The organism is Rhizobium sp. SEMIA 4085, from assembly GCF_013004495.1.
GTDB classification, from domain to species: Bacteria; Pseudomonadota; Alphaproteobacteria; order Rhizobiales; family Rhizobiaceae; genus Rhizobium; species Rhizobium gallicum.
Map to the genome: position 1 here is coordinate 1 of NZ_JABEPH010000220.1, position 10,184 is coordinate 10,184.

At 61.2% G+C, this 10,184-nt stretch carries 9 protein-coding genes; 2 read left to right on the forward strand and 7 right to left on the reverse strand.

Annotation, left to right across the window (positions count from 1 at the left end; all coding sequences use genetic code 11):
• The 7 genes from C9413_RS20495 to C9413_RS20525 all read right to left on the reverse strand — a co-directional run.
• The coding region (locus C9413_RS20495; protein ID WP_170250833.1) for an NAD-dependent epimerase/dehydratase family protein at positions 1–285 on the reverse strand (285 nt) is incomplete at its 3' end.
• Between the two features lie 10 nt (positions 286–295).
• On the reverse strand, positions 296–1,414 hold the full coding sequence (locus C9413_RS20500; protein ID WP_039845981.1) for a glycosyltransferase: 1,119 nt from the start codon (positions 1,412–1,414) through the stop codon (positions 296–298).
• The gene (locus C9413_RS20505; RefSeq protein ID WP_170250834.1) at positions 1,411–2,499 is read right to left on the reverse strand and encodes a glycosyltransferase; all 1,089 of its coding nucleotides are present in this window, start codon (positions 2,497–2,499) and stop codon (positions 1,411–1,413) included. The genes C9413_RS20500 and C9413_RS20505 overlap by 4 nt, the downstream gene beginning before the upstream one ends.
• The gene (locus C9413_RS20510; RefSeq protein ID WP_039845979.1) at positions 2,496–3,626 is read right to left on the reverse strand and encodes a glycosyltransferase; all 1,131 of its coding nucleotides are present in this window, start codon (positions 3,624–3,626) and stop codon (positions 2,496–2,498) included. Before C9413_RS20510 ends, C9413_RS20505 begins: the two co-directional genes overlap by 4 nt.
• The gene (locus tag C9413_RS20515) at positions 3,623–4,702 is read right to left on the reverse strand and encodes a glycosyltransferase (protein WP_039845978.1); all 1,080 of its coding nucleotides are present in this window, start codon (positions 4,700–4,702) and stop codon (positions 3,623–3,625) included. Before C9413_RS20515 ends, C9413_RS20510 begins: the two co-directional genes overlap by 4 nt.
• Positions 4,703–4,725: 23 nt before the next feature.
• On the reverse strand, positions 4,726–6,768 hold the full coding sequence (locus C9413_RS20520) for an NAD-dependent epimerase/dehydratase family protein (RefSeq protein WP_039845977.1): 2,043 nt from the start codon (positions 6,766–6,768) through the stop codon (positions 4,726–4,728).
• Entirely contained in the window at positions 6,765–7,871 is a 1,107-nt protein-coding gene (locus C9413_RS20525; protein WP_039845976.1) for an SDR family NAD(P)-dependent oxidoreductase, read from the reverse strand. The genes C9413_RS20520 and C9413_RS20525 overlap by 4 nt, the downstream gene beginning before the upstream one ends.
• A 260-nt stretch (positions 7,872–8,131) precedes the next feature.
• Here C9413_RS20525 and C9413_RS20530 point away from each other — a divergent pair, with 260 nt between their 5' ends.
• Both C9413_RS20530 and C9413_RS20535 read left to right on the forward strand, forming a co-directional pair.
• The gene (locus C9413_RS20530) at positions 8,132–9,118 is read left to right on the forward strand and encodes a zinc-binding dehydrogenase (protein WP_039845974.1); all 987 of its coding nucleotides are present in this window, start codon (positions 8,132–8,134) and stop codon (positions 9,116–9,118) included.
• A complete protein-coding gene (locus tag C9413_RS20535) occupies positions 9,118–10,125 on the forward strand; it encodes a Gfo/Idh/MocA family oxidoreductase (RefSeq protein WP_170250835.1) in 1,008 nt (335 codons plus the stop codon). Before C9413_RS20530 ends, C9413_RS20535 begins: the two co-directional genes overlap by 1 nt.
• The last annotated feature ends 59 nt before the right edge of the window (positions 10,126–10,184 follow it).

A 10,184-nucleotide genomic window follows, 5' to 3' on the forward strand; every position in this document is an offset into this window, starting at 1 on the left:
GGTCTGCCTGTACTTGGGGGGCCAGGCCGCGCCGGCGAGATTGTAGATTTCGTCCCAAGGCCCGGCGAGGCTATCCAGGGGGCAGATGTCCTTCCCGATCAAACGGAACCTTGGGTGGTTGATCAGCGGCCGGACATTGTCTTCCGATCCGGTGACATAGCTGTCGACGCAAATCACCCGGTCGCCGCGCGCCAGCATCGCGTCGCATAAATGCGAGCCGACGAAACCGGCTCCTCCTGCAACAAGCACGGTCTTTACTCTTCGGTTTCTCGTCCTTTGCAGCATCATGCGTCTCCTAAACTGAAATGGATTGACGGTGAGGGCGGCTGTCGTTCACCCGTTCTTCTGGCAGTTCTCGCAACGCGGCGGCGAGTTCACGAGCCCGCACATCGCCGGTATGGCGCTGGACCACCGTCGCCCTGGCGGCCGATGCCAGTGCAAGGCGCCCTGCTGCGTTGATCGTCGTCAGGGCGTCGACCACATCCTTCGATCGTCGGGCGATGACGATTGCCCGATCGTTGACGAAAAGCTCGTGGAGGCCGCGCCAGTCGTCGCTGATGATTGGCGTGCCGCAGGCAGCGGCCTCGAACAGCCGCACGCTAGGCGACCAGCCTGCTGCAATCATGTCGCTTCGCGTGACGTTCAGCGTAAAGCGTTGGCGGCTATAGAAACTCGGATGATCGGCTGGAGGCAGGTGCTCGATCCGCTCGACGTTTGCCGGCCAGTCGATATCTTCAGGATATTGCGGACCGGCAACTGCGAAGCGAAGATGCGGCAACTGACGGGCGGGCTCGATCAGGAGCCGCTCCAGCGATGGCTGCCGGTCGGGGCTATAGGTGCCGAGATAGCCGAAATCCCAGCAGAAGGCTTCGCCCGTTGCCTGATATCGGCTCGCATCGACGGAGCAGTAAAGAGCGATCGCCTTGCGCGCGCCGTAGCTGCGTTCGAGCCTGGTCAAAATGTCTCCGCCCGAAAACGAGAAGTAGGCGTCGAAGGTCGGAAGCTGTCGGCGAGCCAGATATTCCTCATCGCCGCGATCAAGCTTTGCCAGCGTGACCGGAGTATCGATGTCATAAAGGCATAACCGTCGCGGCTTAAGGGCGACGATCCCGTCGATGACAGTCACACCGGATGGGACGTATGATCCGATGATCACCGCGTCCGCCGCCTTGATCCGACCGGCATGGTTTTCAATCATCTCGTCGATATCGCGATAGTAGACGAGTTCACAGAAGTCGGGATCCGGGAGATCGCGGTGGGCTGCATACCAAGGTACGTCCCGCTCCAGGAACAACACCCGGTGCCCCTGTGCGTGCAAGCCACCGATGAGGGCGCGGTACGTCGTTGCGTGGCCGTTGCCCCAGGACGACGACAGGGAGAGGCCGAGGATGATGATATCAAGCGAACTGGTCATTCGGCAGCCTCCGCTTGCGCGGCGCGAACGCGGAAGATGGCGTCGGCCGTCTCGGCGCGATTGGCATAGGTGTGTTCATTGAGCACGCGTTTGAGCGCCCGCTGTCCGATCGCCTTGGCCTGCTGCCGTGTCAGACCGCCCAAAAGATCGGCGACATCTTGGCCGTCGCGCGCCACCAGTATTTCTTCACCAGGCTTGAGAACCGGGGCGATGCCATGCCAATAGTCGGTGATCGGGCAGGCGCCGGCGCCTGCCGCTTCGAAAACACGGGTTGCAGGCGAAAAGCCGTTTTCGGCCATGCTGGCACGGGAAATATTGAGGACCGCTTTTGGCGTCGCGTTGAAAGCGTTGTGGTCGCGGGTCGGGACGTGACCGATGTGAACAATGTTCGAAGACAACGGCTTGTCGCTCCAGCCGGACCCGCCGAGCAGGAACCTTTGCTGGGGCAAGCGGGTCGCCGGTTCGAGGAAGAATTGTTCGACCCGCGCTTCGCGATCGGAGAGACGGTTGCCGAGAAAGGCAAGCTCTGCGGTGAAACGCGCCTCTTCCCGCACCGGATGATGGGTTTGAGAATCGAGCGCGTTATAGATCGGTACGCAGTCCGCCGCCCCGAGGCCGCGATAGGCGTCGACTACGGGGTCACCGCCGCCATAGGTCAGGACGAGGTCGATCCGGCTCAAGGATTTGCGCAGCGGGTGCTCGGGGCTCTGCCGCAGCTCCGAAAGCGTTGCCGGCGCATCAACGTCCCAAAAGATTTTCAGAGCGCCCCGCCTGGCGTGGCGAAGGACTTCCTGGAGCAGGAGATCATCCTCGAAACCGACGCCGCTGGCTTTGACGACGATATCGGCTTCGGTCGCAGCCGCCGCCACCCCCTTCAGCGACTCGATAGTACCTTGGTAGACGACGACCTTGCACCATTCCGGTGGATCGATATCGCGGTTTTTCTGCCGGTCGTACACGTCGGGTTCGTAGAAGGTGATGTCATAGCCTTTCTGCGCCAGAGCGCGCAGCAGGCCACGATAATAAGTGGCAGCACCGTTCCAGTAAGCGGAAAGCAGGCTTGATCCGTAAAACGCGATTTTCATTCGGCCGCCTCCTCGGTTGATAGCTGCCGGGTGACGCCAGCCGTGCCGCATTGCTCCAGGATGGCAAAAAGCTCATCGACGCGATGCCGGCAGGTGTGACGCGCCCGGATCGTCTCGAGACCGGATGCGATAAGCGCAGCCGCGAGAGCATCGTCCGTCAGTACCTCGCGCAGCAGGCGCGTCATCTCTCGGCCATTCTGAGCGACGAGATAATCGCTGCCCGGCCTGAAAAGCGCCTCGGCATCGTGCCAGGGTGCGCAGATCAGCGGAATGCCGCAGGCAAGCGCTTCGAACACGCGGATCGTCGGAATGCCAGGGAGATTTTCGACATAGGGGCGCCGAGGTACATGGATCGTTACTTTATGATTGGCGAAAGCGAGCGGCGCCTCTGCATTGGCAATCCAGCCGCCATAGGCGATGCCTGCCTCGCCAAGAGCCTCGAGCGCCTGTTTGGGGTAGCGCACACCACGAACGGTCGTTTTCAGCCCGAGCTCACGAGCTGGGCGAATGAGGAATTCCATCAGCTCGGCGGACCGCTCGTTGTCGCCCCAATTGCCGATCCAGATGAGATCTCCGATCTTGGCGATCTCCGGCCGCGGGTAAAACAGCGCGTCGTCAGCCGCCTCGTGCCAGGTAAAGACGGATCTCCCCCAACCAGCCTGCAGATAGCGCTGCCGCAGCGTTTCGCCGAAGGCGAGCACACCGTCATAATCTTGAAGCGTCAGTCCGGCGATATCACTCTTTGCCGACACGGCCCGGTGATGTGTGTCGTGGAACAACAGGGTGAAATTGGCACTGCTACGCCTGGCTCGGCCGATTCGCTCCACCAGCGCCGGTTCCGTCCATTCGTGGACCACCACGACGTCGGCCTCGGCGATCGCCGCCTCGTGATCGAAATGCGGTCCGTAAATTTGGGACCGGAGCTGCGGGAACGTGTCGTGAAATTTCTCGACCGCCCTCGGTCCCTGATCGCTGACGAGATTACACCGGCTCCAGGACTCCTCGGGTTCCAGCGCCAGTGTCTCGTGACGTCGGCTGGTCAGCTCCCGCATAATGCCGCGCAGGAAATGGGCGTTGCCATGATTCCAGTCCGAAATTAGCGAATGGGTGTAAAACAGGAATTTCATGATCCCTCCGCCGCTGCCAGGGTGAAAGTGTCATTCATCAGTTGCGTATATGTTTCGAGCACCGATGCCGCCTGCCGTTCCAAACGGAAGGCTCGCGAGCGCTCCAGTGATCTCACCACGAGCTCGTTGCGCAGTTGCTCGTCTTCGCCGAGGCGCATGCACGTGGCTGCCAAGGACTGGGGATCATGTGGATCGAAGAACAGCGCGCATCCGTCCCATAGCTCGCGATGGGTGGGGATATCAGACAGCACCAGAGCCGCGCCGCATCGCGCTGCCTCAAGGGCGGTCAGGCCGAAAGGTTCGTAGACTGATGGCGATACGAGGATTTTTGCGCGCTGCATCATAGCAATGGTCTTCGGATATGGCAGCGGCCCGCGCTCGTGGGCGTCGTTGAGTTTCAGGCGCTGGCCGTTGGGACCTAAGCAAGAACCTGCCATGATGACGGGCAGAGGCATTGCTGCCGCCGCCCTGTCGAGCACCGCGCCGTTTTTTCCCTCATCCCACCAGCGCCCGGCTGCGAAGACGAAAATATTCTTTGGACGCTGGTCGGAACCGACGCGGCTGGCGTTGTGGATCACCCTGAGCCGGGGGATCAGACCATAGGCGGCTCGTAGTGCATCCGCATGGCTCCTGCTAGGCGAAAGCACGGCATCGGCGCGATCAAAGCCTTCACAGTTTGCATCGCGCTGCCATGACCACTCCGGCGGCACCGGCGTCCCGCGCACTGCAGCAAACCACGTGACGACACAGGAATGGGAAACCACGACAACCGGCAACGGCGTATCGATTCCAGCAGCCTGGGAGGGCAGGTTGAGATGCAGCAGATCGACCCCGTAGTCTCTGGCAATCTGAGAAATTTCGGCGGGAGCTACGGATATCTCAGCCCTGTTCGTCGCCATCCAGTCGAGAGGGGCATCGAGCCACACCAGCTGTCCCAGCGCTTTCGCCTCTCCGGTCTGTGTTGCCGACGGTGCGGGACCGAGGCCTGTGAAGACGATTTCCACCCCTCGGCCCCGAAGCCCGGCGGCCAGATCCATCGCATAGCGCCAGACGCCGCCAACTGCATCGAGGGTCATCAATATCCGGGCTCGTCGACGGATCATGCGGACACCTTTCGATCGTGGCCCAAGATCGGTCTGCCGCCGAAACGGTTTTCAATAAGCCACTCCGCCAGGTGCTGCAGTCCGCTTTCCCAGCCGACACGCGCGCTCCAGCCGAGCGTGTGCTCCAGCTTGCGGGTGTCTGCGACGAAGAAATACTGATCGCCCGCCCTCCAGTCGTCGAAGAAAGTCTCGACCGGACGCCCAATGAGCCTGCCGATCTCGCGCAGGACCGCCAGGACGCTGACGGCATTCACCGGGCCGCCCCCCAGGTTGAAGACGTGGCCCTTGATCCCGTCAATGCCGTTGAGAACGCTGCGATAGGCGGCAATCGCGTCCGCAACGTGAAGAATATCTCGGACCTGTTTGCCGTCGCCGTAGATCGAGACGGGCTCTCCAGCGAGCGCCCGTATCAGGAAATGCGCTACCCAGCCCTGATCCTCGGTGCCGAACTGGCGAGGACCGTAGATGCAGCTCATGCGCAGCACGGCCGTCGGGATGCCGAAGGACTTCGCATAGTCCAGCACATACTGGTCGGCCACGCCTTTCGAGCAGCCATAGGGGGTGCAGAAATCGAGCGGCCTGTCTTCGCCGATACCGTATGACCGGATGATCTCATCGACCGGAATGTAGCGGTCCTCGAACTCACGCATAGCAAGGTTGTCGAGTCCGCCATAGACTTTGTTGGTGCTGGCAAAGACCACCGGAGCATGGCGGCCCGCCTTGCGCACCGATTCCAGCACATTGATCGTGCCGCGAGCATTGGCCTCGAAGTCGTCGATCGGATGGATGAGACTAGTGGTGACCGCGGTCTGGGCGGCGAAATGAAATACTGACTTGGCGTCGGCAAAGGCTGCTTCAATACTTCTGGCGTCGCGCACGTCGGCAAGCACAGGATGTACACTTGAGCCATGCCTGTCAGTCAGCCACCCGAGGTTTTGGTCGACGCCTGGCCGCCCCAGATTATCGAGAACGACGACGTCTTCGCCGTCCTGGAGGTAGCTGTCGGCGAGGTTGGAGCCGATGAAGCCGCAGCCTCCGGTGATGACGATCGGCGCGGCTCCTCTGGCGACGTTGGGGGTGGCGAGCCGTGCGACCTGTTCGAGCCGGTCGACCCCGCCTTCCATCAGCAGGCGAGCGAGCAGCTTCGGCTGGTTGTCGTGGGTGACGGCACCGAGATGGTAGTGCCGAGGGTCGAACCAAAGGCCTTCCTGCACCGGCACATCCGGCGGCACATCCCGCCAGGAATACCAATACATCCGGTCGGCTGGCACACTCAGAGCCTTTACAAAACGCCGGGCCTGCTCCACATCGTCGTTGCGCCAGGTCGAATAGCCGGTTTCGGTGATCCAGATCTCAGCGTTGTCATTGAACCGGTCGATAATTCTTCGCATCTCGCCAAGATGCATATCCCAGCCGCCCCAGGTGCCTTCCTCGCTGTCCCATGTGCCGGGGAAACCGTGAAAGCCGACGGCATCGACGACGCCAAGTACGCCCCGCTCTCCCATCAGGTTGAGCCAGTAGGGGTCGAAGGGGCATGGGCCCCCGAGTACCGGCTGCCAGCCTCGATGTTTGGCCCAAAAGGCGGCGCCGCCGACCATCTCGCAAAAGAGCAGGAAGTCCTTGTCCTCGCGCCAGTCCCAGTCGAGCAGGTTGTTTGGTTCGTTCCACAATTCGATGTGGCTGAAATACCGTCCGTATCGGGTCAACACGTGGTCGACGAAGTCGGCATATGATTTGAGATCGGCCGGTGCGCCGGAGGACCGTCCTGTCCGTGACAAGGACGGCGGCGTGTAGTGAATGCAGGGCAGAAGATCGATCTCGCGCCCAAGCTTCGGGATCAGCCAATCAAACCACGCTTCGCCACCAGGAGCGAGATATTCGGCCCATGACAGATGCGTGCGCAAATAACTCGCGCCGCTTAATCCGACCTCCGAAATCGTCTGCGACGTCCGTTCGTATTCTCCCGGACGGAACCAGTCGACGAAGCCATAAGATCTCAAGGCTGTGCCGGTCCCGGCGGACAATCCGGATACGGTCATGACACCAATCCTCTTTCTTCCAAATGCCGTTTCATCTCCGCGCCGCGGTCGATCGCTCCGGTATGTCTCACCCACTCGGCGAACGGTCCGAGCGTGTTTTCCAGCTTGAAGCGCGGCTCGAAGCCGAGGAGTTCGCGCGCTTTTGCGATGTCCGCAAAGCAGTTGCGGATATCGCCGGACCGCGCTTTGTTCATGATCTCAGGCCGTATCTCCGGCACGCCCATCGCATCGGCGAGAAGCGTTGCGACCTCAGCGATCGTATAGGCATGGCCGCTGCCGATATTAATGACATGCCCTGCAACATTGGGTTTTTCGAGTGCGAGGCGGAAGGCGTGCGCCACGTCGCGCACATGGATAAAATCTCGCCGCTGCTCGCCGTCCTCGAAGATCATCGGGGGCTGGCCATTGGCGAGCCTCGAGGCGAAGTTTGCCAATACGCCGGTATAGGGATTGGACAAAGCCTGGCCGGCGCCGAACACGTTGAAAAGGCGTAGCGCTACCGCTTCGACGCCATAGGCTTCGCCAAAAATCAGAACCTGTTTTTCCTGCGCATATTTGGTCAGCGCATAGATCGAGGCGAGATCAACGGGCTTTTCCTCATCCGTCGCCACCGGCCTTAGCACTTCGCCGTCAGCACCGCGCGGATTCCATTGGCCGATCTTGATCTGGTCGCTGCGTCGCCTGACCAGCTCGAGCTGCGCACCGTCGGAGGTTTCATATCGACCCTCGCCATAGACACTCATGGACGAGGCGACGACAATGCGTTTGGGCGGGCGACCGATCATCGCCTCCAGAAGGACAGCCGTGCCGAGATCATTGCCTCCGACATATCGGGCGATCTCGTACATCGACTGTCCGACGCCGACCTCTGCGGCAAGATGGATGACGCCCGCGGCGCCTGATAAAGCCCGTTCGACCGCAGTCTTGTCCCTGACGTCGCCGCGCATGATTTCGGCAGTCTCGGGCAGCAACGTTTCAGCACCGCCGTGAACCTGATCAAGCAACGCATCGAGGACTCGCACCTCATAGCCGCTTTCGAGAAGTTCTTCGACAACATGTCTTCCGATGAAGCCGCAGCCACCAGTTACAAGGATCGTCGCCATCTCATTCCGTCCGCTCGAGTTGAAGGTGACCTGCCGAACCGAGGTCGGCGAAGATTGTTCCTTCAATGACATCATCTTTGACATGTTCTTTGACTTCATCCGGAACATCTGGCGGCGTCCTTGGTTCGGCGGCCAATCCGTTAGCGAAGACTGAGGAGGGCCACGTCGTGAGAGGTCGGATCGTCGGAGCGGAAACACATGCGGCAGCAACGACGTCTGCCGTCAAGCAGGCCGGCTGTCCCAAAACGAAGGAGCAGTTCATGAACATGTTGCCAAGAACGACCGAGGGAACGATCCGGGCGGCGATCATCACCGGCCCCGGACAAATGTCAGTCGTAGAAAGGCCTCTTCCATACCCAGGAGCGGGCCAGGTTAGGATCAGGCTCGAAGGATCGGGCGTGTGCGCCTCCAATCTTGCGCCCTGGGCCGGACCGGAATGGATGGCCTTTCCGACGGAGCCGGGCGGCCTCGGTCACGAGGGTTGGGGCAGAATCGATGCGCTCGGGGATGGGGTGTCGGCCCTTAATTTGGGAGACCGTGTCGCTGCGCTCTCATATCACGCCTACTCTACCCACGACATCGCAGATGCAGACATGGTCGTGGCGTTGCCGCCGGCGCTCGACGGTCAACCCTTCCTAGGCGAGCCGCTTGGCTGCGCGATGAACATATTCCGGCGCAGCGGGGTCGAGCCCGGCCAGACGGTTGCGATCATCGGGATCGGATTTCTCGGCGCCTTGCTGACACAGCTTGCCAGCGGCGCAGGCGCGCGCGTCATCGCAATCTCGCGCCGCCCGTTCTCGCTCGAAATTGCCAAGCGCGTAGGCGCCGCCGAGACCTTGCCGATGGATGATCACTGGCGGATCATCGATGCCGTGAAACGACTAACCGACGGTGCTTTCTGCCACTGCGTCATTGAGGCGGTCGGCAAGCAGTGGCCGCTCGACCTGGCCGGTGAACTGACCGCGGAGCGCGGCCGGTTGGTGGTGGCTGGATACCATCAGGACGGGCCGAGACAGGTCAATATGCAGCTCTGGAATTGGCGTGGCCTCGACATTATCAATGCTCACGAACGCGATCCCAGGATTTATATTAGTGGCATGCGCGAGGCGATCGAAGCGGTTGTTTCCGGCAGACTCAATCCGTCACCGCTTTATACGCATGTCTATCCGCTCGAAGGCTTGGGTGAAGCGCTCGACGCAACCCGAGACAGGCCCGAGGGTTTCCTCAAGGCAATGGTGACTTGCTGATGCGCCCGCTCGAGACGCGGGTCAAGCCCGTCAGACTTGGCTTTCTGGGTGTCGGCTGGATCGGCAGGAACCGAATGGAAGCGATCCTTCGCTCGCAAATGGCCATAGCCGTTGCCATCGCCGATCCCTCTGAGGAAATGATAAAAGAAGCCCTGCGCCTTGCGCCGGATGCCGAAGTCGTCGCCGATCTCGATGCGCTTTTGTCGCTCGGCCTCGACGGCATCGTCATTGCCACTCCGAGCGCTTTGCACGCTGAGCAGTCGGTCGGGGCGCTGCAGGCCGGTGCTGCAGTGTTCTGCCAAAAGCCGCTCGGCCGATCCGCGGCGGAGGCGGCAGCGGTCGTGGCCGCCGCCAGATCAGCCGACAGGCTGTTGGGCGTCGATCTGTCCTATCGTTACACGCAAGGCATGCAGCGCATCCGCGATCTGATCAGAAATGGCGAGCTTGGCACCGTCTTCGCCGCCGATCTGGTCTTTCACAATGCCTACGGCCCGGACAAATCCTGGTTTTACGACAAGTCACTGTCGGGTGGAGGATGCGTGATCGACCTCGGTGTCCACCTCATCGACATGGCGCTTTGGTGCCTTGACTTTCCTGAGGTGACCGAGACCAGGAGTACGCTGATGAAAGGTGGCGTGTCGATCAACAAGGCGGAGGATGTCGAAGACTTCGCCGTCGCCACTTTGACGTTGGCAAAGGATGCGGTCATCCGCCTCGCCTGCTCCTGGCGGCTGCAGGCTGGGTGCGATGCGGTTATCGGGGCCGATTTCTTCGGAACAACCGGGGGTGCATCTTTCAAGAATGTCGGCGGGTCATTCTATGACTTTACCGCCCATCGCTTCCGCGGCACAGCCACTGAAGGCCTCGTTCTGCCTTCCGACGATTGGGGCGGCCGGGGGGCGGCGGACTGGGCGGCCCAGCTCGCGACTGGTCAGGCTTACGATCCCTCCTGCGAACGGCTTGTCGAGGTCGCCAAAATTATCGACGACATCTATCGGCACGCATAAAGCAGCGGCGTCGGGACCGGCCGGCTACAATTGTTTGCAGGCACCGGGTGACAACCTGG